This window comes from Streptomyces sp. NPDC042002 (assembly GCF_055588305.1).
Window position 1 is genome coordinate 21888 of record NZ_JBVJCT010000029.1, and the last position, 21480, is coordinate 43367.

The following is a 21480-nucleotide window of genomic DNA, read 5'->3' on the forward strand; positions in this document are numbered from 1 at the left end:
ATGCCCTTGATGAAGAGCATCGGCTGCCAGGTCCGCGCGTGGCGGGCCGAACGGATCCGCTGGAAGGCCGACATGGAGCGGTTCAAGGCCGAGCAGCGGGCCGCGCGCGAGAGCGGCGGCGAGATGCCGGAGAACCCCGGGCCGCCGCCGACGGGCTTCGCGCTGCTGCCGTGGCTGCTGCTGGGGATGGGCGCCTTCTCCAACCTCTTCCAGGGCAGGACCCCGCAGCCCTGGATCGGCGGCCTGGGCCTGTTCGTCTTCAACTCCCTCTACATCTACGTGACGTTCCGCGCGTTCGTGAGGTCGAAGCGGGAGGCCCGCTCGACCCGGGTCGCGCTCGTCCTGATGGGTGTGGTCACCTGCGCGCTGGCCCTCGGGTACGGCGGGAGCTGGCTGTACTTCTTCCCGCTGCTCGGGCTGGCCACCGGGGCGGTGCTGCGCGGCCCCTGGCTCGGGAAGATCGGCCTCGGTCTGACGGCGCTCGCCGCGGCGGTCTCCGCCGTCCGGGCGGGCTGGGACGCGGTGAACATCGCCTACGGCACCTTCCTGTCCACGATGGTGACGGCCGCGATCCTGTCCCTCTCCGAGGCGGTACGTGAACTGCGGGAGGCCCGCGAGGAGTTGGCGCGCCGGGCGGTCGAGAAGGAGCGGATGCGCTTCTCCCGCGACCTGCACGACCTGCTCGGGCACACGCTCTCGGTCATCGTGGTGAAGTCGGAGGCGGCCCGCCGGCTGGCCCCCCGCGACATGGACGCGGCACTCGTCCAGGTCACGGACATCGAGTCGGTCGGCAGGCAGGCCCTGACGGAGATCCGCGAGGCGGTCACCGGCTATCGCGAGGGCAGCCTCGCCACGGAGCTGGACCGCGCCCGTTCGGCGCTGTCCGCGGCTCGGGTGGAGCCGGTCGTACGGCAGTCGGGGCCACCACTGGTACCGCAGACCGAGGCCCTGCTGGGCTGGGTGCTCCGCGAGGCCGTCACCAACGTCGTACGCCACAGCGACGCGACCCGCTGCGAGATCACCGTCGGCGGCACTCCGGACCTGGTCCGTCTGACCGTCTCGGACAACGGCACCGAGGCCTCCCCCGCCGATCCGGAGCCGGGCATCGGCGGCACCGGCCTCAAGGGCCTCACCGAACGCCTCGCCACAGCGGGCGGCTCCCTGCGGGCGGGACGGACTCCGCGCGGCGGCTTCGAAGTGAGAGCAGAACTCCCCGTGGAGGCAGTCGACTTGACGGAGGCGTCGATCTGAGCGAGCGCCGGACCCAAAGGAACCGAAGGCCACAAAGGGCCCGAAGTGCCTGACGGAACGCCGCACGGCGGCGGGCGGGCCCCTGCGGTCCGGCCCGTCGCCGTGCGGCTGTTTCACGATCCCCGCCGAACATCCGGTGGAATCGGCGGACTTGGCTTCCTCGCCGGTGACTACGGCGCCCAGGGAGCCGTGACCGCCCAGCTCACGTCGTCCGTCCACGAGGTGGCCGTGTCGAAGGCGTTCGAGCCGCCATCACTCGCTATATAGACGTTGTAGTTGTAGTGCCGGATATATCTCGTCGGGTAGTTGTACGACGCGAACGAGGTCCCCGTTCCGCTCTTCCCGGTCCCGGCGCAGAACGTGGCGTCCTGTCTGAACTGCGCCGTTCCGGCCATGGGTTGCCTGAGGAGCTGGTAGTTGTAGTGCCGCAGGAAGTCACCCGGGTAGTTCCGTGACTCGAAGGAGTAGCAGGAACTGTCGGCGAGGCCCCTGCGGACGATCCAGGTGGCGTCGCTCTTGTCGAGCGCCGAACTGCTCGACGTGATCGCCGAGACCACCGCCGCGTTGGCCTGGTGGCGGATGTAGTCGGTCGTGCAGCACGAGGTGGTCGCGCGCAGCGAGATCTCCGACCCGGCGGTCAGCGAGCCGGTGGTCCCGGTCGAGCCGCCGTAGCCGACGGAGACGATGTTCGACTGCACCAGGTTGTCGGCGGCGTCCGTCGGGATGCCGGAGGTCATGACGCCCTCGAAGAAGGACCCTATGGAGCCGTTGCTGTTGTCTCCGCCGGTGCCCAGGACGATCGCGCCCTCCTGGTGCATGGGCGAGTAGCCGCTGGTGGTGGGTTCACCTCCGGAATAGGAGGTCGTGAGACTGCCCGATTGGGCGTTGCCGTATTTCAGCGCGAAATGGTCCTGACCGTTGTTTTTCAGCAAAGCGGTCACGAACGGTATCGCCCCGGTGCCGGTGTTCGACGTGTTCTTGCTGTATCCGGAGTCCGACTGGAACAGCCCGTTCTCCAGGTCGGCCTGCACCCACGGGCCCTGGCCGTAGCAGGGCGAGAACCAGCACTCGGTGCCGAAGTTGATCGCGTCCATGTGGCCGTTGCCGGTGTCCTTGTTGTTCGTCTCGGCGTTGCCGTAGTCGAAGCAGCAACTGCCGTTGACGTGGGTGCCGGAGGTCACCATGTACATCCCCTCGGCCGCCCCGTTGGTGGCCACGCCCGAGGTGGAGTTGTCCCGATAGCCCATGCCGGCCGAGATCTCCAGACCGTAGACCTGGTGACCGCCGGCGGTCACCGGCAGCGCGTCCGCGGGCGCTCCGACATCGGCAGCTCCCGCCCCGCCCGCGCCCTCGACGGTGAGGTCGTTGTGGCGCGCGGACTGGTCGTAGATCTTCGTGATGACGCAGGTGGTGCCGGTACAGAAGGAGTCCTGCGCCGCCGCGTTCGCGTACCCTCCGGCGGTCAGGAGACCGATGTTCGCGGTGGCGCTGTCGGAGGCGCGCTGTACCTGGTAGAGCGAGCCGTTGTACGACGTGTAGAGCGCCCTGACGAGGCTGTGCGCGGCGACGCAGGGCGTGCCCGCGGTGGCGTAGACGTCACACGGGAGTGAACCCGCGGCGGTGGCCCGCGGCGCGCCCAGGGCGAGCGCGACGACGGCCACCATCACCGACAGCACGGCCAGGGCCGCGCTTCTGAGACGCCGCAACGGCACTAAGGATGACAACACGGTGCACCTCTTCCGTTCCTGGTAGGACAGTGCGGGTGCCTGGTCGAGATACCGGACAACGTTCGATCGAAATACCGAACCAATTCCCGGTCGAAATGCCGAACGTCTGTGAAAATCGACCCGGCTCAGGAATTACAAAGGGGAGCGCTGAATTCCGAGGCGATTATTTGCCCGCAGCCGGAGGCCGTCAAGACTCACGGACTCGAACGAGGACGATTTTTTTATCGGCCCCTACGCGACCTCCGACGCGGCCCCCGACACGCACACCACGGCCGGCCGGGGACCTGTCCGCCTTACGCTTGCCCCGTGAACGAGATGCCCCAGGACCACCGGCCCGCCAAGTCCATCCGTGTCCTGCTCGCCGAGGACCAGGGAATGATGCGCGGGGCGCTCGCTCTACTGCTCGGCATGGAGCCGGACATCGAGGTGGTCGCGCAGGTGTCCGCGGGCGACGAGATCGTGGACACGGCGCTGATCAGCCGGCCCGATGTGGCCTTGCTGGACATCGAGTTGCCGGGGATGAGCGGGCTGGACGCCGCCGCCGAACTGCGCGAGCAGGCGCCCGACTGCCGGGTGCTGATCCTCACCACCTTCGGCCGCCCCGGGTATCTGCGGCGGGCCATGGAGGCCGGAGCCGCCGGCTTCCTGGTCAAGGACGGGCCCGTGGAGGAACTGGCCGAGGCGATCCGGCGGGTGCTGACCGGGGAGACCGTCATCGATCCGGCGCTCGCCGCCGCCGCGCTGAGCGCCGGGCCCAATCCGCTCACCGCCCGCGAGTGCGACGTACTGAAGGCCTCGGTGGACGGCGCCACCGTCGCCGACATCGCCGGCAAGCTCCATCTCTCCGAATCGACCGTCCGCAACTACCTCTCGTCCGCCATCGGCAAGACGGGCACCCGCAACCGCATGGAGGCGATGCGGGAGGCCCGCCAGCAGGGCTGGCTGTAGCCGACCCCCGCTGACGTCCCGCCGCTCACGTCACCTCACCGTGTCGCCTGCGCCGACTTGTAGCTCCTGCCCTCCGGGGCGAGGCACCCGAACCAGTTGGTCGGGGAGCCCTCGACCTCGCGGATCAGCGGCTTGTGGGTCCGGCCGAAGCCGGAGCCCTCGGGGGCCCTGGGGACCTGGGTTGTCGTGCCGTCGTCCCAGGTGCACGTGACCTCCCGGGTGGTCGCGGAGACATCGCCGATCACGAGCCGCTTGCGGGCGTCGGCCGCGCCGTGCCGGCCCGTGTGCAGCGGCGTCGCGTAGGAGTTGAGGAACTCGCCCGCCTGGCGGTCGCTCCCGCCGAACTCGCCCCACATCCTCGTCGTCTTGTGGGCTTCCACGGTCAGGTGCACGAAGTACCGGTCAAGGCCCATCAGTTCCTTGGCCTTGCTCACGTCCGCCGGCCGCACCCGGTACTCGGCCATCGCGGCCCACTGACGCTCTGCCTCCACCTCGTTCTTCGGCGCCCCCCACACGTCGATGGTGACGCTCCAGTCCTCGCCGTTGTCTCGCGCGCTCGCCAGCGTGGTGCTCTGGGGTGCGTACACATGCCGCTGCTCGGGAGAAATGCCGTCCGCATCAGCCGCGGTCAGCGGCCGACGACGAAGCTCTGGAACTCCTCGTCCCGAGCCTGTTTCCGATCCCCCATGAGCACCTCCTAGAGGTTAAAAGGAGTCCGCTAGCATCGGATTTCGTTGCCTCACCGCCGCGAGATTCTCCGCGGCGAGATGCTCCGCGGCAGCCATACGAGCATCAGGACCGCCCCGGCCAGCAGCATCACCCCGCTGACGCGGAACGCCAGCGCGTACCCGGCGGTCAGGGCCTCTCCGGAGGTGCCTCCCCCGGTGCGGGCCGCCGCGATCGTGAACATGACCGCGAGCCCCAGCGAACCGCCCATCACCCGTGAGGTGTTGACCAGGCCCGACACCAGCCCCGCGTCCTCCGGCGCCGCGCCCGAGGTCGCGAGCGCGGCCAGCGGGGTCGCGGCCAGGCCCGCGCCGGTCATCATCAGGATGCCGGGGAGCACGATCGCCGTGAGGTACGGGCCGTCCGCCGTCATGGTCGACTGCCAGCCGAAACCGGCCGCGGCCAGGAGTGTGCCGAGGACCGCCACATTGCGCGCCCCGACGACCGGCATGAGGCGCGGCGCCGACTTCGAGCCGATGACCACCGCCAGCGAGCTCGGCACCAGGGCGAGGCCCGCGCCCAGCGGCGAGTAGCCGAGCACGTTCTGCGTGTACAACGTCATGAAGAACCACATGCAGAACATCGCGGAGCCGGAGACGAACATGGCCGCGTTCGCCGAGGACACCGACCGCAGCCGCAGCAGTTTCAGCGGCATCAGCGGCGCGCCGGTCCGCGCCTCGACGACCAGGAAGACCCCGAGGAGAGCCGCTCCCGCGCACAGCGGCACCAGCGTCGCCGCCGCCGTCCAGCCCTCGGCCTCCGTCCGCACGATCCCGTACGCCAGGGTCGCGAGGCCCGACGTCACCAGGAGCGCGCCCGGCAGGTCGAGCCGTCGCCCGTCCCCGGCCCTGCTCTCCACCAGCCAGCGCGCCGCACCGGCCAGCACCACCGCGCCGATGGGCACGTTGATGAGGAGGACCCAGCGCCACGACAGTCCGTCGACCAGCAGTCCGCCGACGAGTCCGCCCGCCGCGCCGCCACCCGCGCCGACGGCGGTCCAGGTCGCGATGGCCCGCGCGCGTGCGGCGCCCTCCGGGACGGCCGACGTCAGGATCGTCAGGGTCGAGGGCGCGAGAACGGCGGCCCCCAGACCCTGCGCGGCCCGGGCGACCAGCAGTTGGGTGCCTTCCTGGGCGAGCCCGCCGCCGGCCGAGGCGAGCGTGAAGAGCGCGAGCCCCACCAGGAACATCCGCTTGCGCCCGTACAGGTCCCCGGCCCGCCCGCCGAGGAGCATGAATCCGGCGAAGGCCATCGAGTAGGCGTTCACCACCCATTGCAGCCCCGGGCCGCTCAGGCCCAGGTCGGTCCGCATGGACGGCAGGGCCACGTTGACGACGGACACGTCCAGGACGACCAGGAACTGTCCGGCACACGCGAGCGCGATCACCACCCAGGTGGGTGGCGCGGTACGGGCGGATATCCGGGTGTCTTCAGCGGCTCGGAGCATGGGTGTCATGCTCTCAACCGGCTTACGCCCCTTGCATCAGGATTTCGACGCAGGTGGACGTGCGCCACGGGACCTAGGACCACACGCGGGCGAGCACGCAACAGGGAACAGGAACCAGGACCGTTCGCTGCCGTCGGCGGTGGCCCGCACGGCTCGGCGCCGGGTCTGCGCTCGGTCGGCGCACGGTCTGCGTCGGCTCGGCGCCGGGTCGGCTGAGGACCGGTGTCCGCTCAGGCCCCCGCGCGCAGCAGCGTGACGACGGCATCTGCCCGGAGTGCGACGCAGAGAACCTCAAGCCCCCGCGCGCAGCAGCGTGACCACCGCCGCGCCGCCCAGTCCGATGTTGTGGGCGAGCCCGACCCGCGCCCCCGGCACCTGCCGGGCTTCGGCCTGTCCCCTCAACTGCCATACCAGCTCGGCCACTTGGGCGATGCCGGTCGCTCCCAGCGGATGTCCTTTGGAGATCAGGCCACCGGAGGGGTTCACCACCCAGCGTCCGCCGTACGTCGTGGCCCCCGACTCGACGAGTCCGCCCGACTCCCCCTCGCCGCACATGCCGAGCGCCTCGTAGGTCAGCAGTTCGTTGATCGAGAAGCAGTCGTGGAGTTCCACGACGTCCACGTCCTCGATGCCGAGTCCGGACCACTCGTATACCTGGCGCGCGGCCTCCCGCGACATCGGCTGCCCGACGACGTCGACGCAGGAGCCGGAGGCGAAGGACTCCTCGGTGTCGGTGGTCATCGACTGGGCGACGATCTCGACCGCCCTGTCCTCCAACGCGTGCCGCTCCGCGAACCGTTCGGACACGACGACGGCCGCGGCCGCCCCGTCCGAGGTGGGCGAGCACTGGAGTCTGGTCAGCGGCCGGTGCACGGCTTTGGCGGCGAGGATCTCGTCGACGGAGTACACGTCCCGGAACTGGGCGTACGGGTTGTGCGCCGAGTGGCGGTGGTTCTTGGCGCCTACGGCGGCGAGCTGGGCCTCCGTCGTGCCGTACCGCTCCATGTGCTCGCGGGCCGCGTCGCCGAAGATCTGCGCGGTGGGCGGGGACATCTCGAAGCCGTGCCGGGTGGCCATGATCCCGTAGTGCCGGGCGACGGGTGACGTCGAGAAGTCCCCGCCGTCGGCGCCCGATCCGAGCGCCCCCCGTTTCATCTTCTCGAAGCCCAGCGCGAGAACGCAGTCGGAGATCCCGCCCATCACGAACTGCCGGGCCAGCATCAACGCGCTCGCCCCGGTGGCGCAGTTGTTGTTGACGTTGTACACGGGGACGCCGGTCAGGCCGAGTTCGTAGGCGGCGCGCTGACCGGCGGTGGAGGCCTGGAAGCAGTAGCCGACGGGCACCTGTTCCACGTCCGTGTAGGAAATCCCCGCGTCGGCCAGGGCGTTGGAGCCGGCCTCCCGGACCATGTCCCAGTACTGCCACTCCCGGGTCTCGGGCTTCTCGAACCTGGTCATACCGACACCGACGACGTACGTCTTCATGGCGGTCATGGCGCTCCTAGTCTCGCGGCAGGCCGAGGATGCGCTCGGCGACGACGTTGAGCTGGACCTGCGTGGTGCCGCCCGCGATGGTCAGGCAGCGGGAGAGCAGGAATCCGTGCACGGCCCGCTCGCCCGGGCCTTCGCACAACGCGCCTTCGGGGCCGAGGAGTTCGAGTCCGAGTTCGGCGACCTTCTGCTGGTGCGCGGTCTGCACCAGCTTCCGGACGGAGGCGCCCGCTCCCGGTTCCACGCCGGATACCTGGCGGAGGGTGGTGCGCAGGGTGACGCAGGCCAGGGCGTGCGCCTCGGCGAGCAGCGCTCCGAGCCGGGCGCCGTCGACGTCGGCCGGTATCAGCGCCTCCAGGCCGGTGTCGAAGGTCAACTGGTCGGCCATGTGGACGCGTTCGTTGCCGAGCGTGTTGCGGGCGACCCGCCAGCCGTCGTCGACCTCGCCGACGACCGCGTCCGCGGGCAGCAGCACATCGTCGAAGTAGACCTCGTTGAACAGGGAGTCCCCGGTGATCTCCTTCAGGGGGCGGATGTCGATGCCGTCCGTGTTCTTCATGTCGACGACGAAGTAGGTGAGTCCCTTGTGCTTGGGCGCCGCCGGGTTCGTCCGGGCGAGGAGGATTCCGTGGTCGGCCCACTGGGCCGCGCTCGTCCACACCTTCTGCCCGTTGATCCGCCAGCGCCCGTCGGCCGTGCGCTCGGCGCGGGTCCGCAGCGAGGCGAGGTCGGATCCGGCGCCCGGTTCCGAGAAGAGCTGGCACCACAGGAGGTCGCCGCGCAGGGTGGGCAGCAGATAGCGCTCCTGCTGCCGGCCGGTCCCGTACGCGATGAGGGACGGTACGACCCAGGTCGCGATCCCCAGATCGCTGATCCGCACTCCGGCCGCCGCCAACTCCTGCTGTACGGCGAGTTGTTGGACGGGTCCCGCGCCGAGTCCGTACGGCGGGGGAAGGTGCGGGGCGGCGTACCCGGCGGGCGCCAGCGACCGGCGGGCGTCCGCCGGACCGAGTCCGCGCGCCCGGTCGATCACCTCACGGGCCTCGGCCCGGTACCCGGACGCCTCCGGCGGCAGTTCCAGGCGCAGTTCCCGCCGTACGCCGTCCCGTGCGAGCCGCGCGGCCCTGCGCAGGTGTCCGCTCCCGGCCCCGAGCAACTGCCGTGCCACCAGGGCTCGTCGGAGATAGAGATGGGCGTCGTGCTCCCAGGTGAATCCGATGCCGCCGAGGATCTGGACGCAGTCCTTGGCGCAGGAGCAGGCGGCGTCGAGGGCGGTACCGGCCGCGAGGGAGGCCACCAACTCCCGTACGCCGGAAGGCTCCTGCCCGGCGCGCGCCGCGTCCCAGGCGAGCGCCCGCGCCTGTTCCAGCCGTACCAGCATGTCGGCGCACAGGTGCTTCACGCCCTGGAAGTGTCCGATGGGACGGCCGAACTGCTCGCGGACCCTGGCGTGCCCGGCGGCCGTGTCCAGCGCCCAGGCCGCGGTGCCGCAGGCGTCCGCGGCGAGGACGACGGCGGCGAGGTCCCGGACCAGCGACGGGTCGACCGCGAGGGCGCGGTCGGCGGAGACCCGTACGCCTTCCGCCCGGACCTCGGCGGTCGCCCGCGTCGGATCGGCGCTCTCGTGCGGCCGGACGACGAGATCGACGGCGTCCACGACCAGCCAGACGGTGCCGCCAGCCACCGCCCCGCTGTCTCCGCCGCTCCCACTGCCTCCGCCGTCTCCGTCACCCCCGTCACCCATATCGTGACTATCACCACAACTATCCCAACTGCCCCTGTTGTCTCTTATGTCGCACGCCGCCGCCAGCACCAGCACGTCCGCGTCCGCGCCGGACAGCACGGGCGGCGCCGTCCCGTCGAGCACGTACCCGCCGTCCACCGCCAGGGCCGTCAGGGAGCCGGTGCCGAACGCGACGGCGCCGACGCGCTCCCCGCACCCCAGCGCCCGTACGAGATCACCGCGCTCCGACGCGCGGGCGAGATCACCACGCCCCGACACCCGTACCAGATCGCCCGTTTCGCGGAGAATCTCCGCCACCAGGACCGCTGACGCCAGGACGCTCGCCGCGAACGGTCCCGGCAGCGCGGCGCGCGCGGCCTCCTCCACGACGACGGCGAGGTCGACGAGGTCGCCACCGCCACCGCCGTACACCTCGGGAAGGTGCACGGCGAGCAGCCCCTGCGCGGCGAGCGCGTCCCAGAACGGAGGCCTGCCACTGCCCGGGGCGTCCAGGAGTTTGCGGACCTCCTCGGGCGGCACGGCGCGGGCGATCCAGCCGCGTACGGCCTCGGCCAGCTCCCGCTGTTCCGGCGTGATCGCGATACCCATGCGTGCCTCCCCAAAGGCCCAAGGTGCGTGGATCCGCGCCAGACTAGAACACGTTCCATTCTGACGATAGGTCAGATACCCATGGATCGGTCAAGAATTCGTTAGTACGCCGAAGCACCGGAATAGTTGCCCAGGCGCACCGGGTTCCCCCTGCACGTATCCCGCGCGGATCACCCGACCGACGTCCCCGCATCCCCACGGATCACTCGACCGACCGTCCCCGCATCCGCATGGACCACTCCCCTTTGCCGCTCTCCCGAGAGCTCCCTTCCTTACGGCCTGGAGGCCCCCCGCAATGACGCACACGACGACCGACCAGCCCGCGCGGAGGCCGAGCGGCGCGACCGTGCCCGTGCTCGCCTTCGCGGGCATCGTTGTCGCGGTGATGCAGACCCTGCTCGTCCCGGTCATCAAGGACCTGCCGACGCTGCTGGGGACCTCGCCCAGCAACGCCACCTGGGTCCTGACCTCGACGCTGCTCTCGGGCGCCGTGGCCACACCGATCATGGGCCGCCTCGGCGACCTCTTCGGCAAGCGGCGCATGCTGCTCACCAGCCTGGCGGTGATGGTGGTCGGCGCCCTGATCAGCGCGCTCACCAGCGCCCTGGTGCCGATGATCGTGGGCCGTTCGCTCCAGGGCTTCGCGATGGGCGCGATCCCGCTGGGCATCGGCCTGATGCGCGACATGCTGCCCCGCGAGAAGCTCGGCTCGGCGATGGCCCTGATGAGCTCCTCGATCGGCGTCGGCGGCGGACTCGCGCTGCCCGCCGCGGCCCTCGTGGCGCAGCACACCGACTGGCACGCCCTCTTCTACGGCGCCGCCGGCCTCGGCGTCCTCTCCATCATCCTCACCCTCCTCGTCGTGCCGGAGTCCCCGATGCGCGCCGAGGGCACCTTCGACGTGCTGGGCGCGATAGGCCTGTCCGTCGGACTCGTGCTCTTCCTGCTGCCGATCACCAAGGGCAGCGACTGGGGCTGGACCGCGCCCACCACGCTCGGACTCTTCGGCGCGTCCGTCGCCGTGCTCCTGCTGTGGGGCGTGATGGAGCTGCGTCTGAAGGCCCCGCTGGTCGACCTGCGCACCACGGCCCGCCCCGCGGTCCTCTTCACCAACCTCGCCTCGATCATGGTCGGCGTCTCCTTCTACGTCGTCTCCCTCGTCCTGCCGCAGCTGCTCCAGCTGCCGACGTCCACCGGCTACGGCCTGGGCCAGTCGATGGTGAAGGCGGGTCTGCTCGTCGCGCCGCTCGGCCTGACGATGATGTTCACCGCGCCCGTGTACGCCCGCCTGTCGGCGAAGTACGGCCCGAAGGTCACGCTGATCATCGGCATGGTGATCATCGGCATCGGCTACGGCGCGGGCCTCGGCCTGATGAACGCCGCCTGGCAGTCCCTGGTCATCGCGGTGGTCCTGGGCGCGGGCATCGGCCTCGCCTACTCCTCGCTGCCGGCGCTGATCGTCGGCTCCGTCCCGGCCTCGGAGACCGGCGCGGCCAACGGCCTGAACACCCTCATGCGCTCCATCGGTACGTCCGTGTCGAGCGCGGTCATCGGCATGGTGCTCGCCAACACGGCGAACCACGTCGGCGGGGTCGCGATCCCGACCATGCACGGCTTCCGCGTGTCCTTCCTGATCGCCACGGGCGCGGTCGCGGTCGGCCTGCTCATGGCGTGTTTCCTGCCGGGCCGCCCCCCGGCCACCAAGCCTCAGCTGCGCGCCAGCAGCGAGGAGGACGCCGCGATGGAGCGGGCGCACGAGGTTCTCGGCGGCTTCCGCGGCCGGGTCCTGAACGCCGACGGCGGTCCGGTCCCGCGCGCCAAGGTCACCCTGATCGACCGGCGCGGCCGCCAGGCGGGCGCCACCCTCTCCGCCGAGGACGGCAGCTACGCGCTCGCCGTGCCGGCCCAGGGCGCGTACGTGCTCGCCGCACGGGCCGCCGGCCACGGCCCGCTCGCCTCGTCGGCGACGCACACGGGCGACGACCGGCCGGTCGCCCTCGACCTGTCCCTGCCGGGCGAGGACGTCGAGGTCACCGCCTGACGCCCGGACCCGTCCCGGAGTGATCATTCACACCCCCGTCGCCCACGCGGCGGGGGTGTGGTGCACGATGGGGCGGCCAGGGACCCGTACGCCCGGTTCGTTCGCACCGGATGTCGGCACCCGAGGCAGGCACCCGATGTCCACGCCGTACGTCCGCGCGGCCCGCTGTTCCGCGCCGGACGCACGCGCGGACGTACGGACCCGCTCCACGCACCAGCCGTTCGTACTTGCTCCACGCACCCGTTGTCTCGCAGGTGCTCCACGCACCCGCTGTTCGCACCCGCTGTTCGCACCGATGGAGGAGACCCCATGCCCGCGGCACCCAAGCCCGAGATCCTCGCCGCCTTCGAGGCCGCGAAGGGGTTCATGCCGCGGGGTGAGGGACTCGCGCTGTACGAGGCCGCCGTCGAGGCCGGTCGGCTCGGGCTGCCGCTCCTGGAGGTCGGCACCTACTGCGGCCGTTCCACGATCCTGCTCGCCGACGCGGCGCGCGAGGCCGGGGTGACCGCGATCACGGTCGACCACCACCGGGGCAGCGAGGAGCAGCAGCCGGGCTGGGAGTACCACGACCCGTCCACGGTCGACCCGGAGATCGGCCTGATGGACACGCTCCCCACCTTCCGCCGGGCGCTCCACCGGGCGGGCCTGGAGGACCATGTGGTCGCGCTGGTCGGTCGTTCGCCGCAGATCGCCGCGTTCTGGGGCACGCCCCTCGGTCTCGTGTTCATCGACGGCGGCCACACCGACGAGCACGCGAGCGGCGACTACGAGGGCTGGGCGCCGCATGTCGCCGAGGGCGGCCTCCTCGTCATCCACGACGTGTTCCCGGACCCCGCCGACGAGTTCACCGGCCAGGCCCCCTACCGCGTCTACCTCCGGGCCCTGGAATCAGGCGCGTTCACCGAGACCGCGGTGACCGACTCCTTGCGCGTCCTGCGACGAACCGGGGCAGGGATCTGAGCGCCCGGTCAGAGTCGTTCCTGCACTGCGCCCGGTTACCTGGAGATCCAGCGGGCCACTTGCTACGGGCGCCTCGGCCTCGGCGCGGAGGCGGTCTCCCTCTGGACCAGGTCCTCGACGTCGTCCCGGAGACCGCGCGCAGGGACCGCGGCGTGTACCTGGCACGGCACGCCACAGCCGCGGCGGGAGCGGGCGAACCCGAACAGGCGGTGGGGATTGCCCGCACGGTCGCCGACATTGCCGTAGAGACCCGCTCCGCTCGTATGCGCAGGGAGTTGGTCACCCCTCAGCGGGCGATGCGGCCGTGGCAGGATGCCCGGGCCGGCCGGGATCTCGCTGAGGTTCCGGCGCCCGCGACCGAGGGGAACTGACGCGTGGCAGACGCACCGGTGCCGTTGACCGAGGATGAGATCGTGATCGCGGTGGAGGGCGTGTCGGGCCGGCGGCGTGACGGCGACGAGATCACCCGCACTTTCGCCATCCGCTACCACGGTGGAGTCGCCCTGATCGTGCACGTCGCCGACATCGAGCGGCTGATCGGGCATCACGCCGACATCGATCTGCGGTGGGACCGCATCCGCTTCGGGATCACCACGCACGACGCCGGCCACAGGCTGACGGCCGCGGATTTCGACTTGGCGCGGCGCATCGACGTCATCGCTGTCGCACACAATGCCGAGCCACTCGGCGGCTGACCCCGGACCTGCGAAAGGCCCCAGGGGGATGGCAGTCCCGCGGGCCTTCCTCATCACCTCGACGGCCAGCTCGGCGGCCTCTTTGCCATGATCCTCAGGCATGGGCGGCTCGTGGCACTCGTCGAACACGACGACATCTCACAGGCATGACGGCCAAAGGCGGCTCACCGGCCTCCGGCCTGTCCGTTCCCAGCTCCCTATGGACGCCATGGACACCACGGACGCCCGCTAGGGTGGCAGACGTGTCGTACGTAGGCCCTGACTTCGATCCGCCCCAGCAGTCGCGCCGTTTCCGGCGCGGGCCGCTCACCGTCGCGCTCGCCGCGCTCGTACCGGGCGCGCTGGCCGGCTGGCTGGTGTACCAGGCCGTGGGAGACGATTCGGGGGGCGGGTCCGACCGGGCCGTTCCCGCGTCGTCGTCCTCCGCGCCCGGCTCCGCCTCCCCCTCCGGCCGGGCGTCCGCCCCGGCGACGGACGACGGCAAGCCGAGTGCGTCGTCGGCCCCGGCACCCTCGTCCTCCTCCGGGGCCGCCGCCTCCGGCTCCCTCAAGGGCAAGGTCATCGTCATCGACCCGGGGCACAACCCGAGCAACTTCCAGCACACGTCCGCGATCAACCGCAAGGTGGACATCGGAACGAACTGGAAGGAGTGCGACACGACCGGCACGTCGACCAACGCGGGTTACACGGAAGCCCGGTTCACCCTCGACGTCGCGCACCGGATGCGGGCGATCCTCGAAAAGGAGGGCGCCACGGTGAAGTTGACCCAGGACGGCGACCGCTCCTTCGGCCCCTGCGTCGACGAGCGGGCCCGCATCGGCAACGCGGCGCACGCGGACGCGGTCGTGTCCATCCACGCCGACGGATCGGCGGCCGGCAACCGGGGCTTCCACGTGATCCTCCCGGCGTCGGTGCACGCGCACGCCGCCGACACCCGTCCGATCGTCGCCGCCTCCCGCGACTTGGGCGAGCGCATCGCGGGACTGTTCGTCCGCGAGACGGGCAGCGCGCCCTCCAACTACGTCGGTGACGGCACCGGACTGGTGGTCAGGAAGGATCTCGGCGGTCTCAATCTGTCAACGGTTCCCAAGGTGTTCATCGAGTGCGGCAACATGCGCGATAGCAAGGACGCCGCACTGCTCACCAGTGGCGCGTGGCGAGAGAAGGCGGCACGGGGGATCTCTGAAGGAATCGTTGGTTTCCTGCACGGGTAGTGATCTACGGTCCCAACCCGGCGGACACCCTGATCGTCCGGGCGATAGTGTCGTCCGTACGATAAAGGGCCACCCCCGCGCTTCACACCGAGTCCCGACGGCGACACCATGACGGCGACACGGTGAACAGCGGTGCCTCACCGACGACGAGACGACTGACGAAGGACCTGAAGTGAATATCCGCTCCCTCACTCGAGGCGACGGCGTGGTGATCGGAGCAGCGGTGTTGCTGTTCATCGCGTCGTTCCTGCACACGTTCGACAGCTCCGGCAGCGATGCCCCCAACGCCTGGGACAACCTGGGTCTGGTGATGAGCATGTACGTGGGTGGCATCGCCGGTGCGGCTCTGATCGTTGTCTCCCGCGCCCTTCCGCAGCCGCGCAAGGTCATCGGACTCGACCTCGGTCAACTCGGTGTCGCGCTCACGCTGTTCGCGGTCTGGACGTCCTTCTGGACGATCGTCGACCCGCTGGGCCCCTTCAGTGGCTCCTACGGTGCCGGGAACGTCGGCGCGGGCGCCGGTCTCATCCTCGGCCTGATCGGCACCCTGGTCCTGGCGGCGGCCGCGATCGCCACCCCGCTGGTCCCGGCCCTGGGCGTCGCCCTCGTCGGCGCCCCCAAGCCCCCCGCCCCCCAGCCCTACGGCGGTCAGCCGCAGGGTGGTTACGGGTACCCGGGGGCCTCGCAGCCGGGTCAGCCGAGTCAGCCCGGTCAGCAGCCCTACGGTGCTCAGCCGTCGCAGCCGGGGCAGCCGTTCGGCGCGCAGCCGAGCCAGCCGCCGGCTCCGCAGACGCAGCAGCCCGCTCAGGACTTCTCGCCGTTCTGGTTCGCCGTGCCGGTCGCGCGCCCGCTGTTCTCGGAGGACGGCGCGCAGGCGCCGATCGCCGAACTGGCGCCGGGCACCTGGTACCTGGCCGTCGAGCAGCGCGGCGCGACCCTGGTGGCGCAGACGCAGGACGGCCGTCGCGGTGTGCTTCAGGACACCTCGGGGATCCAGCGCGGCTGACCCGCTCATCGTCGCAGCGACGGCCTCTCGCCCTTTCCGGCGGGGGGCCGTTGTCGTACAGTCGCAGCACGCCAGGAACTGACGGACCGTCAGGACTCTGTCTCTGGAGGCGACATGCGGCTCGGTCTCGCGCTCGGCTACTGGGGGCGCGGCCCCTCGGCGGACCATGTGCCGCTCGCCCAGGAGGCGGAGCGGCTCGGCTACCACTCGGTGTGGACCGCCGAGTCGTGGGGGTCGGACGCGTTCACCCCGCTCACCTGGATCGCCGCGCACACCACGCGCATCCGACTCGGCACGGCGATCGCGCAGATGGCCGCGCGTTCCCCCACCGCCACCGCGATGCACGCGCTCACCCTCGACCATCTCTCCGGCGGGCGCATGATGCTCGGCCTCGGACTGTCTGGACCCCAGGTCGTCGAGGGCTGGTACGGGCGGCCGTTCCCGAAGTCGCCACTGACCGCGACCCGGGAGTACGTCGATGTCGTACGCCAGGTCCTCAGGCGCGAGGGGCCGGTCGAGCTGGACGGACGCTTCCACTCCCACCCGTACCGGGGCGCCGACGGCACGGGACTCGGCAAGGCGCTGAAGCCGATCACGCACCCGCTCCGGGCCGGACTGCCGCTCCTGCTCGGGGCCGAGGGCCCGAAGAACATCGCGCAGACGACCCGGATCGCGGACGGCTGGCTGCCGCTGTACTGGTCGCCGACGCGCCCTCAGGCGTACGAGGCCTCGCTCGCCGACCTGCCCGAGGGGTTCCTCGTGGCGCCGATGGCCCGCGCGCACGTCTGCGACGACCTCGCCGAGGGGCTGCTGCCGGTCAAGGCGATGCTCGGCTTCTACATCGGCGGGATGGGGCACGCGGCCCGCAACTTCCACGCCGAACTGATGGCCCGGATGGGCTTCGAGGAGGAGGCCGGCAGGATCCAGCGGCTGTTCCTCGAAGGGCGCCGGGAGGAGGCCGTGCTGGCCGTGCCGGACGCCTTCGCGGACGAGATCTCGCTCGTCGGACCGCGTGAACGCATCGCCGAGCGGCTGGAGTTGTGGCGCAAGGGCCCGGTGACCGACCTGCTGGTCCTGTCCCCGGACCCCCGCACCCTCCGCGTACTGGCCGAGCTGAACTCCTAGGACCTGTCCTAGCCTCCGCCGAGCTGCGACGCCGACGGCACCTTGTCCTTGACCTCGGCGCCCGCGCTCTTCCCGGCCGCCTTCACCTTGTTGATGATGTCGTCGAAGGAGTTCGCGACGGCGTCGGTGGAGTCGCCCTTGCGCAGCTTGGCGGGCAGTCCCTTGAGGGCGGCGATCCCCGCGGCGAGCGGGGCGAGGGCCTTGGACAGCGCGGGATCGCCCTGCGCGTTCTTCGTGGCGGCCTTGAGCCGGTTGTACGCGAAGGCGCCGGCGAGCCCGGCCTTGACCAGGGCGACCCTGCGGCCCTTCGCGCCCTTCTTGAACGTGCCCGCCTTCCAGGGTTTGACGATCCACTGGTAGGTGGCGCCGGCCGCGAGTCCCGCGTTCGCCACGAAGCGGGTCTTGGCGAACTTCTGCTTCTGCGCCGAAGTGGTCGGCGTGGGGGTGGCGGCCGCCTGCGCCACGGCGGCGGTGTCCTGGCCGTCTCCGCCGCTGCCACAGGCCGCGGAACCACCGATCAGGACACAGGAGAGGGTCAGCGCCACGATCAGGCGCCGTATCGGTACGGGCACGGGATCCTCCGGATGAGGGGACGGTTCTCCCCGGTCTGCGGGTTCTCCCCGGTCCGCGGGTCTCACCGTTCGCGGGGGAAGACGGCTCTCCCCGGCAGCCTCACCCGGTCCCGGCCAACGTGCCACTCAAGAGAACCCGTTCGGGTTTCATCCAGGATTGACGGGCAACCCGCTGGTCATGTCCCCTAGATATCGCAACGGCTCGAATCAGGCGGGGACGGTCATCGCGATCGTCGCGGATGTTATGGCCGTCATCCTCGGTCTCTGGATCCTGATGTATCTGCTCGACGCCAATCGTGGCAACGACCTCGTGCAGTTCATCCACCACATGGCGAGCTGGCTGGCCGGCTGGTCGCGTGACCTGTTCACCTTCGACGAGCAGTGGGCGCGCGTGGTCGCCGGCTACGGTCTCGCCGCCGTCGTCTACCTGTTCGTGGGCCACGCGATCGCCAACCGCATGCACCGGCACTGACGGCCCGCGGCACCCGGGAAGTCCAGGTACGAAGCGTCCGGACGGTCCAGAGGAAAGGGACCGTCCGGACGGTTCAGCGGGTCTGGGTGCAGCAGTCCGGGTCCAGGCCGGTCGGAAGGCGCTCGCCGCCGAACACCGTGCAGGTGGGCTCGTCGCCGCCCAGTGCGGCGACCGCCAGCAGCACGGAGCCCGCCGTCCAGGTGGTGAGCTCCTCGGGCCAGATGGCCTGGTCCTCGAAGACATAGCCCGTCCAGTACAGACCGGTCTTCGGATCGCGCAGGTGCTGGATCGACTGGAGGATCTCCAGGGCGCGGTCCGACTCGCCCACCGCCCAGAGCGCGAGGGCGAGTTCGGCCGATTCGCCACCGGTGACCCAAGGGTTGGGAACGACGCAGCGCACCCCGAAACCGGGCACGACGAAGCGGTCCCAGCCCTCCTCGATACGGGACTTGGCCTCGGCGCCCGTCAACGCGCCGCCGAGTACCGGGTAGTACCAGTCCATCGAGTAGCGGTCCTTGTCGAGGAACCGCTCCGGGTGGAGCCGGATCGCGTGTCGCAGCGCGCCGACCGCCAACTCCCAGTCGGGCTGCGGCTCTTCGCGCTGCTCGGCGATGGCGAGCGCGCAACGCAGCGCGTGATGGACCGACGAACTCCCGGTCAGCAGCGCGTCGTCGACCGCGGTCCCGTCGTCCTCACGCTTCCAGCCGATCTGCCCGCCGGGCTGCTGGAGCCGCAGCACGAACTCCACGGCCGCGAAGACGACGGGCCACATGCGGTCCAGGAACACGTCGTCGCCGGTCGCCAGGTAGTGGTGCCAGACGCCCACCGCGATGTACGCGCAGAAGTTGGTCTCCCGGCCGCGGTCGGTGACGTCCTCGAAGTCCCCGTCGGCGTACGCCGCGTACCAGGAGCCGTCCTCGTTCTGATGCCGTGTCAGCCACGCGTAGGCACGCTCCGCGGCCTCGTGCTCCCCGGCCGCGTCGAGCGCCATGGCGGCCTCGGTGTGGTCCCACGGGTCGAGGTGGTGTCCGCGGAACCACGGGATGGCTCCGTCGGGGCGCTGCACCGCGAGGATTCCGCGCACCGTGACGGCGGCCTCCTCGGCGGTGAGGACCCCGGGCAGGACGAGGTGTTCTGTCCGGGGAGTGGTCACGTGGCGTCCGCCTCGGAGGCGGCCGTCGCGGAATCCGTCGTACCGGCGAGCTTCGGCAGGTGCGGCTTGGTCGCGTACGCCACGAAGCTCTTGCCGATCAGCGGGTTCAGCGCCTGTTCGACGACCCGGGTGGCCAGCGGTTTCTTCATGATGTCCCAGACCAGCAGCTTGTGGTACGCCCGGACGGGCAGCGCCTTGTCGTTGTCGACGCCGAACGCGCACTTCAGCCACCAGTACGGCGAGTGCAGCGCGTGCGCGTGATGGGAGCCGTAGGGCCGCAGGCCGGCCTCGCGGATCTTCCCGAGGAGTTCGTCCGCCTTGTAGATGCGGATGTGACCGCCCTCGACCTCGTGGTAGGCGTCGGACAGGGACCAGCAGACCTTCTCAGGACCGTAGCGCGGCACGGTGATGGCGATACGGCCGCCCGGCCTGAGCACGCGGACCATCTCGGCGAGGACGCCCTTGTCGTCCGGGATGTGCTCCATGACCTCGGAGATGATCACGACGTCGAAGGACTCGTCGGGGAAGGGCAGCGCGAGCGCGTCGCCCTCCATGGCCGTCGCGGTGGCCCCGGCGGGCGCCTCCCCGGCCTCCTTCATCGCCGCGAACCACTTCGCGACCTCGCGGATCTCCTCGCCGTTCTGGTCAAGGGCGACGACCTGGGCTCCCCGCCGATAGCACTCGAACGCGTGCCGGCCGGCCCCGCATCCGAGGTCCAGGACGCGGTCGCCCGGGGCGAGCGGGAACCGGGAGAAGTCGACGGTCAGCACGTGGCCCTGCTTTCGCGGTTGGCTGCAACTAGTTCTTCGGCGCCGAGAGTCTTTCCCGCGGCCTCGGAGCGGTCGGCGCCCGGCACGCCGCCGCGCCCGTCGGCACCCGTGGCGGAGGCGCTGCCGCGCGGACGGAGCCGGGACGTGGGGAGGGCCATCGCCTCACGGTAGTGGGCCACCGTGCCCTCGGCCGCCTTGGCCCAGGTGAAGCGCGTGAGGACGCGCTCGCGCCCGGCGGAGCCGAGCCGCGCCCGGAGTCCGGGGTCGCCGAGGAGCCGGATCAGGGCCGCAGCCAGCGCCCCCGAGTCGCCCGTCGGGACCGCGAGGCAGGTCTCGCCGTCGGGGCCCGCGACCTCCGGGATCGCTCCGCCGGTGGTGGCCACCAGCGGGGTCCCCGTGGCCATCGCCTCGGCGGCGGGCAGCGAGAAACCCTCGTACAGGGAGGGCACGCAGGCGACCTCGGCCGAGCGGACGAGGTCGACGAGTTCGGCGTCGGAGATGCCCTTGACGAACTCGACGGCGCCGTCGAGTTCGTACCGCTCGATCGCCTGGGCGACCGGCCCGTCCTCGGCGCGCCTGCCGACGACCACGAGGTGCGCGCCCGGGTGTTCGGTGCGCACCTTCGCGAGCGCCTCGACGAGGAACACCAGGCCCTTGAGCGGCACGTCCGCGCTGGACGTGGTGACGATGCGGCCCGGCACCTGGGGCACGGACGGATCCGGCGAGAAGAGGTCGGTGTCCGCGCCGATGTGGACGACGTGGACGCGGTCCCGCTCGACGCGCAGGTGGTCGACGATCTCCTGGCGGGAGGTGCCGGAGACGGTGAGCACGGACGGCAGCCGGCGCGCGACGCGCTTCTGCATGCGGGTGAAGGCGTACCAGCGGCGGACGGACGCGCGGCGCTGCCAGCCCTCGGCGGCGTCCAGCTCCAACTGCCGGTCGACGGTGATGGGGTGGTGGATCGTGGTCACCAGCGGGGCGCCGACATCCCCCAACAGGCCGTAGCCGAGCGTCTGGTTGTCGTGGATGACGTCGAACTCGCCGCGCCGGGCCCGCAGATGGCGGCGGGCGCGCAGCGAGAAGGTCAGCGGCTCGGGGAAGCCGCCGGTCCACATCGTGCCGACCTCCAGCGCGTCGATCCAGTCCCGGTACTCGCCCCGCGCGGGGGTGCGGAAGGGGTCGGGCTGGCGGTACAGGTCGAGGCTGGGCAGCTCGGTGAGGCTCAGTCCGGGAAGGCCCTCGTCGAGCACGGGGTAGGGCTGGGAGCCGATGACCTCGACGCGGTGACCGAGGCGGGCGAGTTCGCGCGAGAGGTGCCGTACGTACACACCCTGGCCGCCACAGAACGGGTTGCCCTTGTACGTGAGGAGCGCGATGCGCAGGGGTCGGTCCCCGTCGGCAGCCGCACCCTTACCGGGGCCCGCCTCCATGGCCTCAGCGGTCACTTCCGGTCCCCTTCTCCCTGCACTTTCCCGCGAGATTACGCCGGGACGCTAATCTAGAACAAGTTTCAGACTTGATCGTTCAAGGAGCATTGAATCTACCGGCAG

The 21480-nt window shown here is 70.9% G+C and carries 18 protein-coding genes; 9 read left to right on the forward strand and 9 right to left on the reverse strand.

Features of this window, described 5'->3' with window-relative positions; translation table 11 throughout:
* Positions 1–1251, forward strand: coding sequence for a sensor histidine kinase (locus ACZ6KY_RS31055; RefSeq protein WP_469313583.1), 1251 nt, complete (start codon positions 1–3; stop codon positions 1249–1251).
* Positions 1252–1421: 170 nt separating this feature from the next.
* On the opposite strand, the gene ACZ6KY_RS31060 is transcribed toward ACZ6KY_RS31055, so the two are convergent.
* Complete coding sequence (locus tag ACZ6KY_RS31060) at positions 1422–2915, reverse strand: alpha-L-arabinofuranosidase B (protein WP_469313657.1); 1494 nt, start codon at positions 2913–2915, stop codon at positions 1422–1424.
* 378 nt (positions 2916–3293) lie between these two features.
* Between ACZ6KY_RS31060 and ACZ6KY_RS31065 the strand changes: the two genes are divergently transcribed.
* Positions 3294–3926 carry a response regulator gene (locus tag ACZ6KY_RS31065; RefSeq protein WP_469313658.1) on the forward strand — a complete coding sequence of 211 codons (633 nt, stop codon included), beginning with the start codon at positions 3294–3296 and terminating at the stop codon, positions 3924–3926.
* A 35-nt stretch (positions 3927–3961) separates the two neighbouring features.
* Here ACZ6KY_RS31065 and ACZ6KY_RS31070 read toward each other — a convergent pair whose 3' ends face one another.
* From ACZ6KY_RS31070 to ACZ6KY_RS31085, 4 genes are all read right to left on the reverse strand, one after another.
* Positions 3962–4513 (reverse strand): hypothetical protein, encoded by a 552-nt coding sequence (locus ACZ6KY_RS31070; RefSeq protein WP_469313584.1) that lies wholly within the window; start codon positions 4511–4513, stop codon positions 3962–3964.
* Between the two features lie 152 nt (positions 4514–4665).
* Positions 4666–6108: an MFS transporter gene (locus ACZ6KY_RS31075; protein WP_469313585.1), complete on the reverse strand. Its 1443-nt coding sequence runs from the start codon at positions 6106–6108 to the stop codon at positions 4666–4668.
* Between the two features lie 282 nt (positions 6109–6390).
* Positions 6391–7584, reverse strand: coding sequence for a lipid-transfer protein (locus ACZ6KY_RS31080; RefSeq protein ID WP_469313659.1), 1194 nt, complete (start codon positions 7582–7584; stop codon positions 6391–6393).
* A 16-nt stretch (positions 7585–7600) separates the two neighbouring features.
* Entirely contained in the window at positions 7601–9922 is a 2322-nt protein-coding gene (locus ACZ6KY_RS31085; protein ID WP_469313586.1) for an acyl-CoA dehydrogenase, read from the reverse strand.
* Between the two features lie 295 nt (positions 9923–10217).
* On the opposite strand from ACZ6KY_RS31085, the gene ACZ6KY_RS31090 reads away from it, so the two are divergent.
* The 6 genes from ACZ6KY_RS31090 to ACZ6KY_RS31115 all read left to right on the forward strand — a co-directional run bounded on the left by ACZ6KY_RS31090 (position 10218) and on the right by ACZ6KY_RS31115 (position 16963).
* On the forward strand, positions 10218–11963 hold the full coding sequence (locus ACZ6KY_RS31090; RefSeq protein WP_469313587.1) for an MFS transporter: 1746 nt from the start codon (positions 10218–10220) through the stop codon (positions 11961–11963).
* Positions 11964–12272: 309 nt separating this feature from the next.
* On the forward strand, positions 12273–12923 hold the full coding sequence (locus tag ACZ6KY_RS31095) for a class I SAM-dependent methyltransferase (protein ID WP_469313588.1): 651 nt from the start codon (positions 12273–12275) through the stop codon (positions 12921–12923).
* A 374-nt stretch (positions 12924–13297) separates the two neighbouring features.
* Complete coding sequence (locus tag ACZ6KY_RS31100; protein ID WP_469313589.1) at positions 13298–13618, forward strand: 4a-hydroxytetrahydrobiopterin dehydratase; 321 nt, start codon at positions 13298–13300, stop codon at positions 13616–13618.
* Positions 13619–13860: 242 nt separating this feature from the next.
* The gene (locus tag ACZ6KY_RS31105) at positions 13861–14832 is read left to right on the forward strand and encodes an N-acetylmuramoyl-L-alanine amidase (protein WP_469313590.1); all 972 of its coding nucleotides are present in this window, start codon (positions 13861–13863) and stop codon (positions 14830–14832) included.
* Between the two features lie 172 nt (positions 14833–15004).
* On the forward strand, positions 15005–15838 hold the full coding sequence (locus ACZ6KY_RS31110; protein WP_469313591.1) for a hypothetical protein: 834 nt from the start codon (positions 15005–15007) through the stop codon (positions 15836–15838).
* Positions 15839–15952: 114 nt separating this feature from the next.
* Entirely contained in the window at positions 15953–16963 is a 1011-nt protein-coding gene (locus ACZ6KY_RS31115) for an LLM class F420-dependent oxidoreductase (protein ID WP_469313592.1), read from the forward strand.
* Positions 16964–16971: 8 nt separating this feature from the next.
* Here ACZ6KY_RS31115 and ACZ6KY_RS31120 read toward each other — a convergent pair whose 3' ends face one another.
* Positions 16972–17535 (reverse strand): hypothetical protein, encoded by a 564-nt coding sequence (locus ACZ6KY_RS31120; protein WP_469313593.1) that lies wholly within the window; start codon positions 17533–17535, stop codon positions 16972–16974.
* A gap of 178 nt (positions 17536–17713) precedes the next feature.
* On the opposite strand from ACZ6KY_RS31120, the gene ACZ6KY_RS31125 reads away from it, so the two are divergent.
* Positions 17714–18007 carry a hypothetical protein gene (locus ACZ6KY_RS31125; protein ID WP_469313594.1) on the forward strand — a complete coding sequence of 98 codons (294 nt, stop codon included), beginning with the start codon at positions 17714–17716 and terminating at the stop codon, positions 18005–18007.
* Between the two features lie 73 nt (positions 18008–18080).
* Here ACZ6KY_RS31125 and ACZ6KY_RS31130 read toward each other — a convergent pair whose 3' ends face one another.
* Genes ACZ6KY_RS31130 through ACZ6KY_RS31140 form a run of 3 tightly spaced genes read right to left on the reverse strand, consistent with a single transcriptional unit; the run spans position 18081 to position 21375 of the window.
* A complete protein-coding gene (locus ACZ6KY_RS31130) occupies positions 18081–19160 on the reverse strand; it encodes a prenyltransferase (protein ID WP_469313595.1) in 1080 nt (359 codons plus the stop codon).
* The gene (locus ACZ6KY_RS31135; protein WP_469313596.1) at positions 19157–19930 is read right to left on the reverse strand and encodes a class I SAM-dependent methyltransferase; all 774 of its coding nucleotides are present in this window, start codon (positions 19928–19930) and stop codon (positions 19157–19159) included. The genes ACZ6KY_RS31130 and ACZ6KY_RS31135 overlap by 4 nt, the downstream gene beginning before the upstream one ends.
* The gene (locus ACZ6KY_RS31140) at positions 19924–21375 is read right to left on the reverse strand and encodes a glycosyltransferase family 4 protein (RefSeq protein ID WP_469313597.1); all 1452 of its coding nucleotides are present in this window, start codon (positions 21373–21375) and stop codon (positions 19924–19926) included. The genes ACZ6KY_RS31135 and ACZ6KY_RS31140 overlap by 7 nt, the downstream gene beginning before the upstream one ends.
* Positions 21376–21480 lie beyond the last annotated feature (105 nt).

What these genes read in the sequence shown, in the direction of transcription:
- ACZ6KY_RS31095 (WP_469313588.1), top strand. Translation starts at nt 12,273, where the DNA reads ATGCCCGCGGCACCCAAGCCCGAGATCCTCGCCGCCTTCGAGGCCGCG.
- ACZ6KY_RS31085 (WP_469313586.1), bottom strand. Translation starts at nt 9,922, where the DNA reads ATGGGTATCGCGATCACGCCGGAACAGCGGGAGCTGGCCGAGGCCGTA.
- ACZ6KY_RS31090 (WP_469313587.1), top strand. Translation starts at nt 10,218, where the DNA reads ATGACGCACACGACGACCGACCAGCCCGCGCGGAGGCCGAGCGGCGCG.
- ACZ6KY_RS31055 (WP_469313583.1), top strand. Translation starts at nt 1, where the DNA reads ATGCCCTTGATGAAGAGCATCGGCTGCCAGGTCCGCGCGTGGCGGGCC.
- ACZ6KY_RS31060 (WP_469313657.1), bottom strand. Translation starts at nt 2,915, where the DNA reads ATGGTGGCCGTCGTCGCGCTCGCCCTGGGCGCGCCGCGGGCCACCGCC.
- ACZ6KY_RS31065 (WP_469313658.1), top strand. Translation starts at nt 3,294, where the DNA reads ATGCCCCAGGACCACCGGCCCGCCAAGTCCATCCGTGTCCTGCTCGCC.
- ACZ6KY_RS31075 (WP_469313585.1), bottom strand. Translation starts at nt 6,108, where the DNA reads ATGACACCCATGCTCCGAGCCGCTGAAGACACCCGGATATCCGCCCGT.
- ACZ6KY_RS31125 (WP_469313594.1), top strand. Translation starts at nt 17,714, where the DNA reads ATGTCCCCTAGATATCGCAACGGCTCGAATCAGGCGGGGACGGTCATC.
- ACZ6KY_RS31080 (WP_469313659.1), bottom strand. Translation starts at nt 7,584, where the DNA reads ATGAAGACGTACGTCGTCGGTGTCGGTATGACCAGGTTCGAGAAGCCC.
- ACZ6KY_RS31115 (WP_469313592.1), top strand. Translation starts at nt 15,953, where the DNA reads ATGCGGCTCGGTCTCGCGCTCGGCTACTGGGGGCGCGGCCCCTCGGCG.